At 40.1% G+C, this 13,543-nt stretch carries 25 protein-coding genes and 1 pseudogene; all 26 read left to right on the forward strand.

What is annotated here, in order from left to right:
* Positions 1 to 11: 11 nt before the first annotated feature.
* The 26 genes and pseudogenes from JNUCC51_RS12365 (at position 12) to infA (ending at position 13,531) form a co-directional block, all read left to right on the forward strand.
* The gene (locus tag JNUCC51_RS12365) at positions 12 to 1,328 is read left to right on the forward strand and encodes a Na+/H+ antiporter family protein (protein ID WP_337988330.1); all 1,317 of its coding nucleotides are present in this window, start codon (positions 12 to 14) and stop codon (positions 1,326 to 1,328) included.
* Between the two features lie 369 nt (positions 1,329 to 1,697).
* Positions 1,698 to 2,006 carry a 30S ribosomal protein S10 gene (gene rpsJ / locus JNUCC51_RS12370; protein WP_004233624.1) on the forward strand — a complete coding sequence of 103 codons (309 nt, stop codon included), beginning with the start codon at positions 1,698 to 1,700 and terminating at the stop codon, positions 2,004 to 2,006.
* A gap of 45 nt (positions 2,007 to 2,051) precedes the next feature.
* A complete protein-coding gene (gene rplC, locus JNUCC51_RS12375; RefSeq protein WP_286925569.1) occupies positions 2,052 to 2,681 on the forward strand; it encodes a 50S ribosomal protein L3 in 630 nt (209 codons plus the stop codon).
* A 26-nt stretch (positions 2,682 to 2,707) separates the two neighbouring features.
* Complete coding sequence (gene rplD / locus JNUCC51_RS12380; protein WP_012296062.1) at positions 2,708 to 3,331, forward strand: 50S ribosomal protein L4; 624 nt, start codon at positions 2,708 to 2,710, stop codon at positions 3,329 to 3,331.
* A complete protein-coding gene (gene rplW, locus JNUCC51_RS12385) occupies positions 3,331 to 3,615 on the forward strand; it encodes a 50S ribosomal protein L23 (protein WP_053482811.1) in 285 nt (94 codons plus the stop codon). Before rplD ends, rplW begins: the two co-directional genes overlap by 1 nt.
* Before the next feature lie 47 nt (positions 3,616 to 3,662).
* On the forward strand, positions 3,663 to 4,493 hold the full coding sequence (gene rplB / locus JNUCC51_RS12390) for a 50S ribosomal protein L2 (RefSeq protein WP_100542669.1): 831 nt from the start codon (positions 3,663 to 3,665) through the stop codon (positions 4,491 to 4,493).
* Positions 4,494 to 4,553: 60 nt separating this feature from the next.
* A complete protein-coding gene (gene rpsS, locus JNUCC51_RS12395) occupies positions 4,554 to 4,832 on the forward strand; it encodes a 30S ribosomal protein S19 (protein WP_036151954.1) in 279 nt (92 codons plus the stop codon).
* Between the two features lie 22 nt (positions 4,833 to 4,854).
* Positions 4,855 to 5,199 carry a 50S ribosomal protein L22 gene (gene rplV, locus JNUCC51_RS12400; protein WP_004233639.1) on the forward strand — a complete coding sequence of 115 codons (345 nt, stop codon included), beginning with the start codon at positions 4,855 to 4,857 and terminating at the stop codon, positions 5,197 to 5,199.
* Positions 5,200 to 5,202: 3 nt separating this feature from the next.
* The gene (rpsC, locus tag JNUCC51_RS12405) at positions 5,203 to 5,856 is read left to right on the forward strand and encodes a 30S ribosomal protein S3 (RefSeq protein ID WP_049662850.1); all 654 of its coding nucleotides are present in this window, start codon (positions 5,203 to 5,205) and stop codon (positions 5,854 to 5,856) included.
* 1 nt (position 5,857) lies between these two features.
* Positions 5,858 to 6,292 (forward strand): 50S ribosomal protein L16, encoded by a 435-nt coding sequence (gene rplP / locus JNUCC51_RS12410; RefSeq protein WP_054767906.1) that lies wholly within the window; start codon positions 5,858 to 5,860, stop codon positions 6,290 to 6,292.
* Positions 6,282 to 6,482 carry a 50S ribosomal protein L29 gene (rpmC, locus tag JNUCC51_RS12415; RefSeq protein WP_049662852.1) on the forward strand — a complete coding sequence of 67 codons (201 nt, stop codon included), beginning with the start codon at positions 6,282 to 6,284 and terminating at the stop codon, positions 6,480 to 6,482. Before rplP ends, rpmC begins: the two co-directional genes overlap by 11 nt.
* Before the next feature lie 18 nt (positions 6,483 to 6,500).
* A complete protein-coding gene (gene rpsQ, locus JNUCC51_RS12420; RefSeq protein WP_053482810.1) occupies positions 6,501 to 6,764 on the forward strand; it encodes a 30S ribosomal protein S17 in 264 nt (87 codons plus the stop codon).
* Positions 6,765 to 6,807: 43 nt separating this feature from the next.
* Positions 6,808 to 7,176 (forward strand): 50S ribosomal protein L14, encoded by a 369-nt coding sequence (gene rplN, locus JNUCC51_RS12425; protein ID WP_004233650.1) that lies wholly within the window; start codon positions 6,808 to 6,810, stop codon positions 7,174 to 7,176.
* 35 nt (positions 7,177 to 7,211) lie between these two features.
* The gene (gene rplX, locus JNUCC51_RS12430; protein ID WP_053482809.1) at positions 7,212 to 7,520 is read left to right on the forward strand and encodes a 50S ribosomal protein L24; all 309 of its coding nucleotides are present in this window, start codon (positions 7,212 to 7,214) and stop codon (positions 7,518 to 7,520) included.
* 27 nt (positions 7,521 to 7,547) lie between these two features.
* Positions 7,548 to 8,087, forward strand: coding sequence for a 50S ribosomal protein L5 (rplE, locus tag JNUCC51_RS12435; RefSeq protein ID WP_008181719.1), 540 nt, complete (start codon positions 7,548 to 7,550; stop codon positions 8,085 to 8,087).
* Between the two features lie 22 nt (positions 8,088 to 8,109).
* On the forward strand, positions 8,110 to 8,295 hold the full coding sequence (locus JNUCC51_RS12440) for a type Z 30S ribosomal protein S14 (RefSeq protein WP_004233656.1): 186 nt from the start codon (positions 8,110 to 8,112) through the stop codon (positions 8,293 to 8,295).
* Between the two features lie 29 nt (positions 8,296 to 8,324).
* Entirely contained in the window at positions 8,325 to 8,723 is a 399-nt protein-coding gene (rpsH, locus tag JNUCC51_RS12445; protein ID WP_008181717.1) for a 30S ribosomal protein S8, read from the forward strand.
* A 30-nt stretch (positions 8,724 to 8,753) separates the two neighbouring features.
* Positions 8,754 to 9,293 carry a 50S ribosomal protein L6 gene (gene rplF, locus JNUCC51_RS12450; RefSeq protein ID WP_197142509.1) on the forward strand — a complete coding sequence of 180 codons (540 nt, stop codon included), beginning with the start codon at positions 8,754 to 8,756 and terminating at the stop codon, positions 9,291 to 9,293.
* A 32-nt stretch (positions 9,294 to 9,325) separates the two neighbouring features.
* A complete protein-coding gene (gene rplR, locus JNUCC51_RS12455) occupies positions 9,326 to 9,685 on the forward strand; it encodes a 50S ribosomal protein L18 (RefSeq protein WP_337988331.1) in 360 nt (119 codons plus the stop codon).
* Between the two features lie 21 nt (positions 9,686 to 9,706).
* Positions 9,707 to 10,210, forward strand: a complete 504-nt coding sequence (gene rpsE / locus JNUCC51_RS12460) for a 30S ribosomal protein S5 (protein ID WP_053482806.1) — start codon at positions 9,707 to 9,709, stop codon at positions 10,208 to 10,210.
* A gap of 13 nt (positions 10,211 to 10,223) precedes the next feature.
* Complete coding sequence (rpmD, locus tag JNUCC51_RS12465; protein WP_337988332.1) at positions 10,224 to 10,406, forward strand: 50S ribosomal protein L30; 183 nt, start codon at positions 10,224 to 10,226, stop codon at positions 10,404 to 10,406.
* A gap of 34 nt (positions 10,407 to 10,440) precedes the next feature.
* A complete protein-coding gene (gene rplO, locus JNUCC51_RS12470) occupies positions 10,441 to 10,881 on the forward strand; it encodes a 50S ribosomal protein L15 (RefSeq protein WP_249075423.1) in 441 nt (146 codons plus the stop codon).
* Positions 10,881 to 12,176: a preprotein translocase subunit SecY gene (gene secY / locus JNUCC51_RS12475; RefSeq protein ID WP_337988333.1), complete on the forward strand. Its 1,296-nt coding sequence runs from the start codon at positions 10,881 to 10,883 to the stop codon at positions 12,174 to 12,176. Before rplO ends, secY begins: the two co-directional genes overlap by 1 nt.
* 70 nt (positions 12,177 to 12,246) lie before the next feature.
* Positions 12,247 to 12,900 (forward strand): adenylate kinase, encoded by a 654-nt coding sequence (locus JNUCC51_RS12480; protein ID WP_337988334.1) that lies wholly within the window; start codon positions 12,247 to 12,249, stop codon positions 12,898 to 12,900.
* A gap of 248 nt (positions 12,901 to 13,148) precedes the next feature.
* A pseudogene (locus JNUCC51_RS12485) lies at positions 13,149 to 13,226 on the forward strand (type I methionyl aminopeptidase); the annotation flags it as partial.
* A gap of 86 nt (positions 13,227 to 13,312) precedes the next feature.
* The gene (gene infA / locus JNUCC51_RS12490) at positions 13,313 to 13,531 is read left to right on the forward strand and encodes a translation initiation factor IF-1 (RefSeq protein WP_004233690.1); all 219 of its coding nucleotides are present in this window, start codon (positions 13,313 to 13,315) and stop codon (positions 13,529 to 13,531) included.
* Positions 13,532 to 13,543 lie beyond the last annotated feature (12 nt).

Here is a 13,543-nt window from a genome sequence, read left to right on the forward strand (position 1 = left end):
GAAGTGTCTAAATGAACGCAGTAATTGTGGCAGTAGCTGTCATGTTAATATTAAGCTTGCTCCGTATCAATGTTGTTCTTTCTCTTGTATTGGGCGCCTTTGCAGGAGGCCTAACAAGCGGCATGGGTATTGAAGCAACTGTAAAATCATTTACAGAAGGATTAGGAGCAGGCGCAACGATTGCTTTAAGTTATGGATTGCTTGGTGGTTTCGCCATTGCTATTTCAAAAACGGGAATCCCTGAATTAATGATTGCAGGGATTTTAAAAATATTAAATAAAAACGGTACAAATAATCGAAAAGGTTTAGTAAAGGTTCTAATCTTCTTACTGATCTTTATGATGTCTATTTTCTCACAAAATTTAATTCCAATTCATATAGCTTTTATCCCATTACTGATACCTCCAATCTTAAAGGTTTTAAATATGCTGGAGGTTGACCGACGAATTATCGCAACGTTAATTGCTGTTGGTTTAATAGGGACATATAGTTTCGTCCCTGCCGGCTTCGGAGCTATATTCCAAGATATCGTTTCTACTCAAGTAACTAAGGCCGGTATGGAGGCATCCTCACGTGATGTACCAGTAGCGATGGCTATACCCGTTCTAGGGATGTTAATTGGATTATGTGTAGCCTTTTTCGTTTACCGAAAGCCTCGACAATATCAAAATAATGATGTAGAGACAGAATCTTTAAATGTTAATGTTAGTAAGTTTGTTATTGTTTCAACGACTGTGGCTTTAATTTTCTCTCTATGTGCACAAATTTATACTGATTCGATGATTGTAGGTGCTTTTGCAGGTATTATGATTATGTATTTTACTGGTGCACTTAATTGGAAAGAGGCTGATGAGATTCTTTCTGAGGGAATGAAGATGATGGCCTTTATTGGCTTCGTTATGATCGCAGCAAATGGCTTTGCATCTGTAATTAATGCCACAGGTGATATAGATGGATTAATTAACGGTTCGATAAACATTCTTCAAGGGAATACGAGTCTAGCTATATTTATTATGTTGGTCATTGGTTTAATTGTGACGATGGGGATCGGTTCATCCTTTGCGACAGTACCTATCATTGCGACCTTATTTGTTCCTCTTGCACAAGGTTTAGGAATGAGTCCTTTGGCGATTATTTGTTTAATAGGTACAGCGGGTGCTTTAGGTGATGCAGGCTCACCTGCTTCAGATTCTACTCTGGGACCAACTGCGGGTTTAAATGTAGATGGACAGCATAATCATATTTGGGATACATGTGTGCCAACGTTTATTTTTATTAATATCCCACTTATTATATTTGGTTGGATTGCATGTGTGTTCTTCTTATAAAGTAATAGTAAGAGCAGTTTCTAAATATTAGAGACTGCTTTTTTTACATATTGGAATTGCTTAATTGTTAGAAATGTCCGAAAACGTTGATATAACAGCCTTATGTGTTGCAAAGTGCATTGAAATTTTATATACTAGTAAACGGCTTAGATAAGCGAGAAATATTAGTAGTAAGAATATCTGCAACATTTAAAAGAATTTAGCGAAAAGACTTGCTTATTCTTTTTTTATTGTGTATAATGTTGAATGTTGGTCTTTGACTGCGATGAAACGAGAGGTTGCCGACACACCCGGCCGCTTTGCCATGGCGGTGTGTAGGAGAATTTTCGTGGAGAATGTCTAGAAAATAGGCGAGAAGGAGGGAAAATAATGGCAAAACAAAAGATTCGTATTCGTTTAAAAGCGTATGATCACCGTATTTTAGATCAGTCTGCTGAGAAAATTGTGGAAACTGCAAAACGTTCAGGTGCAAGTGTATCAGGTCCGATTCCACTTCCAACTGAGAAGTCTGTGTACACAATTCTTCGTGCGGTTCACAAGTACAAAGATTCTCGTGAACAATTCGAAATGCGTACGCATAAACGTCTGATCGATATCGTTAACCCAACACCACAAACTGTTGATGCGTTAATGAAACTTGATTTACCATCTGGCGTTGATATTGAAATCAAACTTTAATGGTAAAAAATATAACTTTTTTAAAACTTACAGGAGGTGTGACAAATGGCTAAAGGAATCTTAGGTAGAAAAATTGGTATGACACAAGTTTTCGCTGAAAACGGCGATTTAATCCCGGTAACAGTTATCGAAGCTACTCCAAACGTAGTACTTCAAAAGAAAACTGTTGAAACAGACGGCTACGAAGCAATCCAAGTTGGTTTCGAAGACAAGCGTGTTAAGCTTTCTAACAAACCAGAACAAGGTCACGTAGCAAAAGCGAACACTGCTCCTAAGCGCTTCATCCGTGAATTCCGCAACGTAAACGTTGGAGAATACGAAGTTGGTCAAGAAGTCAAAGTAGAAATTTTCGCAGAAGGCGATGTAATTGATGTAACAGGTGTTACTAAAGGTAAAGGTTTCCAAGGTGTAATTAAACGCCATGGTCAATCTCGTGGTCCTATGGCCCACGGTTCTCGTTACCACCGTCGTCCTGGTTCAATGGGTCCAGTTGCTCCGAACCGCGTATTCAAACAAAAGAAATTACCTGGTCAAATGGGTGGCACTGTAGTTACAATCCAAAACTTAGAAATCGTGAAAGTTGATGCGGAACGTAACTTACTACTTGTTAAAGGTAATGTTCCTGGTTCTAAAAAAGCTCTAGTTACAGTTAAAACTGCAATTAAAGCTAAGTAATCACCTAAGGAAAGGAGGAAACAGGAATGACAAAAGTATCTGTACTTAGTCAAACAGGTGCTTCAGTTGGTGAAATCGAATTAAACGATGCGATTTTTGGAATCGAGCCAAATGAAGCAGTATTATTCGACGCTGTAGTAGCACAACGCGCTTCTCTTCGTCAAGGTAATCACAAGGTTAAAAACCGTTCTGAAGTTGCTGGTGGTGGTCGTAAACCATGGCGTCAAAAAGGAACTGGTCGTGCTCGTCAAGGTTCTATCCGTTCTCCACAATGGCGCGGTGGTGGTATCGTATTCGGTCCAACTCCACGTAGCTACTCTTATAAATTACCGAAAAAAGTTCGCCGCTTAGCTCTTAAATCAGCTTTATCAGCTAAAGTAGTAGAACAAAACTTCTTAGTTCTTGATGCTCTTACACTAGCAGCACCAAAAACAAAAGAATTTACAAAAATCCTTAAAGATCTTTCTTTAGAGAAAAAATCTTTATTCGTAACTGCTGACCTAGATGAAAACGTAGCATTATCTGCTCGTAACATCCCTGGTGTAACAGTTTTAACTGCAAATGGAATCAACGTTCTTGATCTATTAGGTCATGAAAAAGTTGTATTCACAAAATCTGCAGTAGAAAAAGTTGAGGAGGTGCTTGGATAATGGAAGCACGTGATATTTTAAAACGTCCGGTCATTACTGAGCGTTCTTCAGAACTTATGGCAGAGAAAAAGTATACTTTCGAAGTAGACACTCGCGCTAACAAAACTCAAGTAAAAGACGCTGTAGAAGAAATCTTTGGTGTAACAGTTGAGAAAGTAAACGTTCTTAACTACAAAGGAAAATTCAAACGCGTTGGCCGTTACGGTGGTTACACAAACAAACGTCGTAAAGCGATCGTTAAATTAACTGCTGATAGCAAAGAAATCGAATTATTCGAAATGTAATCCTTTATGGATTTATGATTTGAACAATCAAGAAGGAGGGAAACACAATGGCGATTAAAAAGTATAAACCTACCTCTAATGGTCGTCGTAATATGACGTCTTTAGACTTTGCGGAAATTACTACTAACAAGCCTGAGAAATCATTGCTTGAACCAACTAAACGCAAAGCTGGTCGTAACAACCAAGGTAAAATCACTGTTCGTCATCATGGCGGTGGACATAAGAAGCAATACCGTGTTATCGATTTCAAACGTGTAAAAGATGGCATTCCGGCTAAAGTTGCTACTATTGAATATGATCCAAACCGTTCTGCGAATATCGCATTAATCAACTACGCTGATGGAGCAAAAGCTTACATCTTAGCACCTAAAGGTCTAGAGGTTGGTCAAACAATCGTTTCTGGTCCAGATGCTGATATTAAAGTAGGTAACACATTACCATTAGCAAACATTCCTATGGGTACTACAATCCATAACATCGAGTTAAAACCTGGTAAAGGTGGACAATTAGTACGTTCTGCTGGTACTTCTGCACAAGTACTTGGTCGTGAAGACAAATACGTAATCGTTCGTCTACAATCTGGTGAAGTACGTTTAGTGTTAGCTACTTGCCGCGCTACAGTTGGTCAAGTTGGTAACGAACAACACGAATTAGTACACATCGGTAAAGCAGGTCGTAGCCGTTGGTTAGGTAAACGCCCAACAGTTCGTGGTTCTGTAATGAACCCTAACGATCACCCACACGGCGGTGGTGAAGGACGTTCTCCAATCGGACGTAAATCACCAATGACTCCTTGGGGTAAACCAGCACTTGGTTACAAAACTCGCAAGAAGAAAAACAAAACGGATAAATTCATCATCCGTAGTCGTAAAAAATAAAGTGGTTAAACTACGGTTCTATGTGAGAGCCGTGGTGGAATCACGGAGGGAGGTTCCTACATGGGTCGCAGCTTGAAAAAAGGACCTTTTGTCGATGACCACTTAATGAAAAAAGTGGAAGCGCAAGAGGCTTCTGAGAAAAAACAAGTTATTAAAACTTGGTCACGCCGTTCTACAATCTTCCCGAACTTCATCGGTTTAACGATTGCTGTTTATGATGGACGTAAACACGTTCCTGTATACGTAACAGAAGATATGGTTGGCCATAAACTTGGTGAGTTCGCACCGACACGTGCTTACAAAGGTCACGGTGCAGACGACAAGAAAACAAGACGCTAATTTTGAGAGGAGGTAAATCCTAATGACACAAGCTAAAGCTATCGCTCGTACTGTTCGCATTGCTCCTCGTAAAGTACGTCTAGTTGTAGACTTAATTCGAGGCAAGCAAGTTGGTGAGGCAGTTGCAATTTTACGTCATACTCCAAAAGCGGCGTCTCCAGTCGTTGAAAAAGTATTAAAATCTGCAGTTGCTAACGCTGAACACAACTACGATCTTGACATCAACTCTTTAGTAGTTTCTGAAGTTTTCGTTGATGAAGGTCCAACATTAAAACGTTTCCGTCCACGTGCGCAAGGACGTGCAAGCGCAATTAACAAACGCACAAGCCACATTACTCTAGTGGTATCTGAGAAGAAGGAGGGTTAATCCGTGGGTCAAAAAGTACATCCAATAGGACTGCGCGTTGGTATTATTCGTGACTGGGAGTCAAAATGGTACGCTGAAAAAGACTATGCAACTCTACTTCACGAAGACATCAAAGTGCGTAAATATATTGAAACGGCTCTTAAAGACGCTTCTGTTTCTAAAGTAGAAATCGAACGTGCTGCAAACCGTGTAAACATTACAATTCACACTGCGAAACCAGGTATGGTAATCGGTAAAGGTGGTTCTGAAGTTGAAAACCTTCGTAAATACCTTAGCGATTTAACTGGTAAACGTGTACACATCAACATTATCGAAATCAAACGTGCTGATCTTGACGCTCGTCTAGTAGCTGAAAATATCGCTCGTCAATTAGAAAACCGTGTATCATTCCGTCGTGCGCAAAAGCAAGCGATCCAACGCACAATCCGTGCTGGTGCAAAAGGAATTAAAACACAAGTATCTGGTCGTTTAGGTGGCGCTGATATCGCGCGTGCTGAACACTATAGTGAAGGAACTGTTCCACTTCATACTCTACGTGCTGACATCGACTATGCACACGCAGAAGCTGACACTACTTACGGTAAATTAGGCGTTAAAGTATGGATCTACCGTGGTGAAGTTCTTCCTACGAAGAAATCTGTGGAAGGAGGCAAATAATATGTTATTGCCTAAACGCGTAAAATACCGTCGTGAACACCGCGGAAACATGCGTGGCGAAGCGAAAGGCGGTAAAGAAGTATCTTTCGGCGAATGGGGCTTACAAGCTCAAACAGCTAGCTGGATCACTAACCGTCAAATCGAATCTGCACGTATCGCGATGACTCGTTACATGAAACGTGGCGGTAAAGTTTGGATTAAAATCTTCCCACACAAACCTTACACTAAAAAACCTCTAGAAGTCCGCATGGGTTCTGGTAAAGGTTCTCCTGAAGGTTGGGTAGCAGTAGTAAAACCAGGAAAAGTAATGTTCGAAATCGCTGGTGTATCTGAAGAGGTTGCACGTGAAGCGCTTCGTTTAGCATCACATAAGCTTCCTGTTAAATGTAAGATCGTAAAACGTCAAGAAACTGGTGGTGAATCTAATGAAAGCTAATGAAATCCGTGACCTTGCCACTTCTGAATTAGAGTTAAAAGTGAAATCACTGAAAGAAGAGCTTTTCAACCTTCGCTTCCAATTGGCGACTGGTCAATTAGAAAACACAGCTCGTATTCGTGAAGTGCGTAAAGCAATCGCGCGTATGAAAACTGTTATTCGTGAAAGAGAAATCAGTGCAAATAACTGATAAAGGAGGTTTTCAAGTATGACTGAGCGTAATCAACGCAAAGTTTACACGGGCCGCGTTGTTTCAGATAAAATGGACAAAACAATTTCTGTTTTAGTTGAAACTCACAAAAAGCACAAGCTTTATGGTAAACGTGTAAAATACTCTAAAAAGTTTAAGGCTCATGATGAGTTAAACACAGCGAAAATCGGTGATATCGTACGTATCATGGAAACTCGCCCGCTATCAGCTACTAAACGTTTCCGTCTAGTTGAAGTTGTAGAAAAAGCGGTTATTATTTAATAACTATTTCGGAACAACCAATTTCCGAAGGGAGGTAACCTAAGTGATCCAACAAGAAAGTCGTATGAAAGTTGCTGACAACTCAGGTGCACGTGAAGTTCTTACAATTAAAGTCCTTGGTGGCTCTGGCCGTAAAACTGCTAACATCGGTGATATCGTTGTTTGTACAGTTAAGAAAGCAACACCAGGTGGCGTTGTTAAGAAGGGTGACGTTGTTAAAGCTGTTATCGTTCGTACTAAATCAGGCGTACGTCGTAAAGACGGTACTTACATCAAATTTGATGAAAATGCTTGTGTAATTATTCGTGATGATAAATCACCACGCGGAACTCGTATTTTCGGACCTGTTGCACGTGAATTACGTGACAGCAACTTCATGAAAATCGTTTCTCTAGCTCCAGAAGTTCTTTAATTTCATGACAGTGCCAATCAAGGAGGTGCGACAGCATGCATGTAAAAAAAGGTGACAAGGTTAAGGTTATCACTGGTAAGGATAAAGGCAAAGAAGGCGTTATTCTTGCTGCTTACCCAAAACAAGATCGCGTTCTTGTTGAAGGTGTGAACATCGTGAAAAAACACGTAAAACCTAACCAATTGAATCCACAAGGTGGTATTGTAAGCCAAGAGGCTGCAATTCACGTTTCGAACGTAATGCTAATCGATCCTAAATCTGGCGAGCCGACTCGTGTAGGTTATAAAATCGAAAACGGTAAAAAAGTTCGTGTTGCAAAAAAATCAGGTGCAGTAATCGACTAATTTCTATAGAAGAAGGGAGGTACACAAATGAGCCGCCTAAAAGAAAAATATTTAAATGAAGTTTCTCCTGCTCTTATGAGCAAGTTTGGATATAAATCAGTTATGCAATTGCCGAAAGTTGACAAAATCGTTATCAACATGGGTGTTGGTGATGCAGTTCAAAACTCTAAAGCATTAGATGCAGCTGTAGAAGAATTAACAATTATCACTGGTCAAAAACCAGTTGTAACTAAAGCGAAAAAATCGATCGCAGGTTTCCGTCTACGTGAAGGTATGCCAATCGGTGCTAAAGTTACATTACGCGGTGAGCGTATGTATGAATTCTTGGATAAATTAATCTCAATTTCACTACCTCGTGTACGTGACTTCCGTGGTGTTTCTAAAAAAGCATTCGATGGTCGCGGTAACTACACTTTAGGTGTTAAAGAGCAATTAATTTTCCCAGAAATCGATTACGATAAAGTTTCAAAAGTACGCGGTATGGACATCGTGATCGTAACGACAGCGAATTCTGATGAAGAAGCTCGCGAGTTATTGACACAATTCGGTATGCCGTTCCAAAAGTAATTTAAACAAGGAGGGCGAAAACGTGGCTAAAAAATCTATGATCGTTAAACAACAACGTAAGCAAAAGTTTAAAGTGCAAGAATATACACGTTGTGAACGCTGTGGTCGTCCACACTCTGTATATCGCAAATTCAAACTTTGCCGTATTTGTTTCCGAGAACTTGCATATAAGGGACAAATTCCTGGCGTGAAAAAAGCCAGCTGGTAATCCCCTAATTTGGGAAGGAGGTAAATGTAATGACAATGACTGATCCGATTGCAGATATGCTTACTCGCATTCGTAATGCGAACATGGTTCGTCACGAGAAGTTAGAAGTACCAGCTTCCAACGTGAAAAAAGAAATCGCTGAAATTTTAAAGCGTGAAGGTTTCGTACGTGACGTAGAATACGTGGAAGACAACAAACAAGGTATCATCCGTATCTTCTTAAAATACGGTAAAGATAACGAGCGCGTTATCACTGGTTTAAAACGTATTTCTAAACCTGGTCTACGAGTATATGCAAAAACAAATGAAGTGCCTAAAGTACTGAACGGTCTTGGTATCGCTTTAGTGTCAACTTCACAAGGTTTATTAACAGATAAAGAAGCTCGCGCTAAACAAGTTGGCGGCGAAGTTCTAGCATACGTTTGGTAATTAGCAATAAATGAATGGAGGTGCAACTAAATGTCTCGTGTAGGTAAAAAAATTATCGAGGTACCAGCTAACGTAACTGTTACTGTTGCAGCTGACAACACTGTTACTGTTAAAGGTCCTAAAGGCGAACTTGTTCGTTCTTTCCACCAAGATATGAAAATTGAGCAAGAAGGTAACGTAATCACAGTATCTCGTCCTTCTGACTCAAAAGAACACCGCACAAACCACGGTACAACACGTGCGCTATTAGCGAACATGATTACTGGTGTTTCTGCAGGTTTCGAAAAATCATTAGAACTTATCGGTGTCGGTTACCGTGCGCAATTACAAGGTAAAAAACTTGTTCTTAACGTAGGTTACTCACATCCAGTTGAGTTCACACCTGAAGATGGTCTAGAGGTAGAAGTTCCTTCTAACACTAAAATCATCGTTAAAGGTATCAGCAAAGAACGCGTTGGCGCTCTTGCATCTAACATCCGCGACGTACGTCCACCAGAGCCATACAAAGGTAAAGGTATCCGTTATGAAGGCGAATATGTACGTCGTAAAGAAGGTAAAACAGGTAAATAATGCTTCCTAAGCATTAGAAAGGAGTGACCCTTGTGATTACGAAACAAGATAAAAATCAGGTTCGTAAAAAACGTCATGCACGTGTACGTTCTAAAATTACGGGTACTGCTGAGCGTCCACGCTTAAACGTATTCCGTTCTAACAAGAACATCTACGCGCAACTTATCGATGACGTAGCAGGCGTAACAATTGTTAGCGCATCTTCTCAAGAAAATGGTTTTGATGGTGCTGGTAGCAATGTTGATGCTGCAACTAAAGTCGGTGAATCAATCGCAAAACGCGCTATGGAAAAAAATATTACTGCTGTAGTATTTGACCGTGGTGGTTACTTATATCATGGACGTGTAAAAGCTTTAGCTGAAGCTGCACGTGAGAACGGTTTACAATTTTAATAAAAAGGAGGGACACATTTCATGAGTCGAATTGACGCAAACAAACTTGGAGAACTTGAAGAACGCGTAGTTACTATTAACCGTGTTGCTAAAGTTGTTAAAGGTGGACGTCGCTTCCGCTTCACAGCATTAGTTGTAGTTGGCGATAAAAACGGTCACGTTGGTTTCGGTACTGGTAAAGCTCAAGAGGTGCCAGATGCTATCCGTAAAGCTGTTGAAGATGCGAAGAAAAACTTAATCGAAGTGCCACGCGTAGGTGGAACAACTCCACACTTAGTGCAAGGTCGCTTTGGTGCAGGAGAAATCCTAATTAAACCTGCTGCTCCTGGTACAGGAGTTATCGCTGGTGGTCCAGTACGTGCCGTACTAGAACTTGCTGGTATTACTGATATTCTTTCAAAATCACTTGGAACTAACACACCAATCAATATGGTGCGTGCAACTATTCAAGGTTTAACTGAATTAAAACGCGTAGAGGACGTAGCTAAATTACGTGGTAAATCAGTGGAAGAAATATTAGGATAAGGGGGGAAAGATAATGGCTAACAAATTAGAAATCACCCTTACAAAATCTGTGATTGGTACTAAACCTGCGCAACGTAAAACAATCGAAGCTCTAGGTTTACGTAAATTACACCAAACTGTTGAGAAAGCTGATAATGCAGCAACTCGCGGTATGCTTGATAAAGTAGCTCACTTAGTTACTGTAAAAGAAAATTAATTTTCAATTATTGAACAAGGAGGTGCCACCCACTATGAAACTGCATGAGTTAAAACCAGCAGAAGGTTCTCGTAAACAACGCAACCGCGTTGGTCGTGGTATCGGTTCTGGTAACGGTAAGACAGCAGGTAAAGGTCATAAAGGTCAAAACGCTCGTTCTGGTGGCGGTGTTCGCCCAGGCTTTGAAGGCGGACAAAACCCATTATTCCGTCGTTTACCAAAACGTGGCTTTACGAACATCAACCGTAAAGAATACGCTATCGTTAACCTTGACACATTAAACCGTTTCGAAGATGGTGCAGAGGTAACAGCTGCATTATTACTTGAAACTGGTCTAGTGAGCAATGAAAAAGCTGGAATTAAAGTTCTTGGAAACGGAACTCTTAATAAAAAGCTTACAGTAAAAGCACATAAATTCTCAGCTTCAGCTAAAGAAGCAATCGAGAATGCCGGCGGAACTACTGAGGTGATTTAATGTTTCAGACGATCTCTAACTTTATGCGTGTTCGAGATATACGAAATAAAATCATTTTCACTCTTTTAATGTTAATCGTTTTCCGTATTGGTACGTTTGTACCAGTACCTAACGTTGACGCTAATGTATTAAAGGCAACTGATGAGTTTAATCTCGTTGGTTTCCTAAATACTTTTGGCGGTGGTGCTTTGAAAAATTTCTCTATCTTCGCGATGGGAATTATGCCTTACATCACTGCTTCAATCATTGTTCAGTTATTGCAAATGGACGTAGTACCGAAATTTGCTGAGTGGGCAAAGCAAGGTGAAGTCGGAAGACGAAAACTTGCTCAATTTACTCGTTACTTTACAATTATTCTTGCCTTTATCCAATCATTCGCAATGTCATTTGGCTTTAATAGAATGTATGGCGGATCATTGATTAAAGAAGAAGGAATTTTAACTTATGTTACAATTTCCATTGTATTAACAGCGGGTACAGCATTCCTAGTATGGCTTGCTGACCAAATTACTGCACATGGTGTTGGGAATGGTATTTCTATTGTAATTTTCGCAGGTATTACTGCGGCATTACCGAATGCCATTAACCAAATCTATGCACAGCAAATCGAGGGTGCTGGTGATAAACTATTTATCAATCTAGTAATTCTTGGATTGCTTGTTTTAGTCATGCTTGCAGTTGTTGTTGGAGTTATTTACGTGCAACAAGCACTACGTAAAATTCCAATTCAATATGCTAAACGAGTTACTGGTCGCAACCAACAAACAGGTGGTCAACAAACACATTTACCGTTAAAAGTAAATGCTGCAGGGGTTATTCCGGTAATCTTTGCATCAGCGTTTCTGACAACACCACGTGTGATAGCTCCATTCTTTGGTGATGGTCCTGTAGCAACATTCATTGAACACACGTTTAATTATACTAATCCTGTTGGGATGATTATTTACGTTGTATTGATCATCGCGTTCACATATTTCTATGCATTCGTACAAGTGAATCCAGAAAATGTGGCAGATAACTTGAAAAAGCAAGGTGCTTACATTCCGGGTATTCGTCCGGGTGAAAGTACTCAAACGTATTTAACAAGCGTGTTATATCGTCTGACATTTGTCGGTTCGATTTTCTTAACTGTTATTGCAGTAATGCCGATGATTATCATAAACTTTATGAATCTACCTGCCACAGTGCAGATCGGCGGTACTAGTATTATTATCGTAGTCGGTGTAGCGCTGGAAACGATGAAACAGCTAGAATCTCAACTTGTTAAACGTCACTACAAAGGCTTTATGAAGTAATGTTGGTTTTTAGGGAACGTTCTATCGTTTCCTGAAATCAGCAAACCTTTTGTGGGAGGAATATTTCCGTATGAATATCGTTTTAATGGGTCTGCCAGGTGCTGGTAAAGGTACACAGGCAGATAAAATTGTTGAGAAGTACGCGATTCCTCATATTTCTACAGGCGATATGTTCCGTGCTGCTATGAAAGATGGTACAGAACTAGGCTTGCAAGCTAAATCGTTTATTGATCAAGGTGCTCTAGTACCTGATGAAGTTACGATTGGTATTGTTCGTGAACGACTTGCTAAACATGATTGTGAAAAGGGCTTCTTATTAGATGGGTTCCCACGTACTGTTCCTCAAGCTGAAGCTTTAGACAGCATCCTTGCTGATCTTGGTAAAGCTATTGAACATACAATTAACATCCAAGTTGAAAAAGATGAGTTAGTTGCTCGTCTATCAGGTCGTCGTATTTGTAAAACTTGTGGTACATCTTATCATCTAATTTTCAATCCTCCAGCAGAGGAAGGAAAATGTGATAAAGATGGTGGCGAGCTTTATACACGTGCGGATGATAATCCTGAAACGGTTGCAAACCGTCTGGAAGTAAATATGAAACAAGCACAACCTTTACTTGACTACTATGAAGTAAAAGGTGTGTTAAAGAATATAGATGGACAGCAAGATATTAATAAAGTGTTTGCTGATCTTGATGCTCTATTACAGAGCAGCCGCAGCTGATACCCGGCTCCGGGCGCAGAATACTGCTTCCGCGGGAGGCATGCGGGAGCAACACCGAAACATAATTTTTTGAGAGTTGCAAAAGCATATTGTGCCCGGTATATATTTCTTTTAAAAAGTGCAACATTACTTTTGAAAGAGTATAATGGGTTTCGTGGAAGCATCTGTGTAACGGGTATGAATATCTCATCAAAGACATTCCGGTATTCGTGTAAACATGGGAGGTTCAGTACCCTTTATGGTTCTGTATGTTCCGTGGATTGTGTGAAGCGAAACCAGACGAGCGTCTTTCAAACATCTCTCATACAATCCAAACATATGTTGAAACGAGGTTGCTTCTATAGTTGCAGCAGATATCCGTTTGATGTAACGATGAGAACTTTAATTTGCATATAGAGAGGAGACAGAGTAGATGGCGAAAGATGATGTAATTGAAGTCGAAGGGACAGTTGTTGAGACTTTGCCAAACGCGATGTTTAAGGTAGAATTAGAAAATGGACATGTGATTCTAGCACACGTTTCTGGTAAGATTCGTATGCACTTTATCCGTATTCTACCTGGAGATAAGGTTACTATCGAGTTATCTCCTTATGATTTAACTCGCGGTCGTATCACATACCGTTTTAAATAATCTTTTGCGCTC

The organism is Lysinibacillus sp. JNUCC 51 (assembly GCF_015999525.1).
In the GTDB taxonomy this organism is placed as follows: domain Bacteria; phylum Bacillota; class Bacilli; order Bacillales_A; family Planococcaceae; genus Lysinibacillus; species Lysinibacillus xylanilyticus.

Bases quoted from the DNA above. Each gene is read 5' to 3' on its own strand.
- rplD (WP_012296062.1), top strand. From the start codon at position 2,708: ATGACAAAAGTATCTGTACTTAGTCAAACAGGTGCTTCAGTTGGTGAA.
- rplW (WP_053482811.1), top strand. From the start codon at position 3,331: ATGGAAGCACGTGATATTTTAAAACGTCCGGTCATTACTGAGCGTTCT.
- rplP (WP_054767906.1), top strand. From the start codon at position 5,858: ATGTTATTGCCTAAACGCGTAAAATACCGTCGTGAACACCGCGGAAAC.
- infA (WP_004233690.1), top strand. From the start codon at position 13,313: ATGGCGAAAGATGATGTAATTGAAGTCGAAGGGACAGTTGTTGAGACT.
- rplX (WP_053482809.1), top strand. From the start codon at position 7,212: ATGCATGTAAAAAAAGGTGACAAGGTTAAGGTTATCACTGGTAAGGAT.
- rpsE (WP_053482806.1), top strand. From the start codon at position 9,707: ATGAGTCGAATTGACGCAAACAAACTTGGAGAACTTGAAGAACGCGTA.
- rplV (WP_004233639.1), top strand. From the start codon at position 4,855: ATGACACAAGCTAAAGCTATCGCTCGTACTGTTCGCATTGCTCCTCGT.
- rpmD (WP_337988332.1), top strand. From the start codon at position 10,224: ATGGCTAACAAATTAGAAATCACCCTTACAAAATCTGTGATTGGTACT.
- rpsH (WP_008181717.1), top strand. From the start codon at position 8,325: ATGACAATGACTGATCCGATTGCAGATATGCTTACTCGCATTCGTAAT.
- rpsS (WP_036151954.1), top strand. From the start codon at position 4,554: ATGGGTCGCAGCTTGAAAAAAGGACCTTTTGTCGATGACCACTTAATG.
- rplB (WP_100542669.1), top strand. From the start codon at position 3,663: ATGGCGATTAAAAAGTATAAACCTACCTCTAATGGTCGTCGTAATATG.
- rplC (WP_286925569.1), top strand. From the start codon at position 2,052: ATGGCTAAAGGAATCTTAGGTAGAAAAATTGGTATGACACAAGTTTTC.
- JNUCC51_RS12365 (WP_337988330.1), top strand. From the start codon at position 12: ATGAACGCAGTAATTGTGGCAGTAGCTGTCATGTTAATATTAAGCTTG.
- JNUCC51_RS12480 (WP_337988334.1), top strand. From the start codon at position 12,247: ATGAATATCGTTTTAATGGGTCTGCCAGGTGCTGGTAAAGGTACACAG.
- rplO (WP_249075423.1), top strand. From the start codon at position 10,441: ATGAAACTGCATGAGTTAAAACCAGCAGAAGGTTCTCGTAAACAACGC.
- rplF (WP_197142509.1), top strand. From the start codon at position 8,754: ATGTCTCGTGTAGGTAAAAAAATTATCGAGGTACCAGCTAACGTAACT.
- rplE (WP_008181719.1), top strand. From the start codon at position 7,548: ATGAGCCGCCTAAAAGAAAAATATTTAAATGAAGTTTCTCCTGCTCTT.
- rpsQ (WP_053482810.1), top strand. From the start codon at position 6,501: ATGACTGAGCGTAATCAACGCAAAGTTTACACGGGCCGCGTTGTTTCA.
- secY (WP_337988333.1), top strand. From the start codon at position 10,881: ATGTTTCAGACGATCTCTAACTTTATGCGTGTTCGAGATATACGAAAT.
- rpsJ (WP_004233624.1), top strand. From the start codon at position 1,698: ATGGCAAAACAAAAGATTCGTATTCGTTTAAAAGCGTATGATCACCGT.
- rpmC (WP_049662852.1), top strand. From the start codon at position 6,282: ATGAAAGCTAATGAAATCCGTGACCTTGCCACTTCTGAATTAGAGTTA.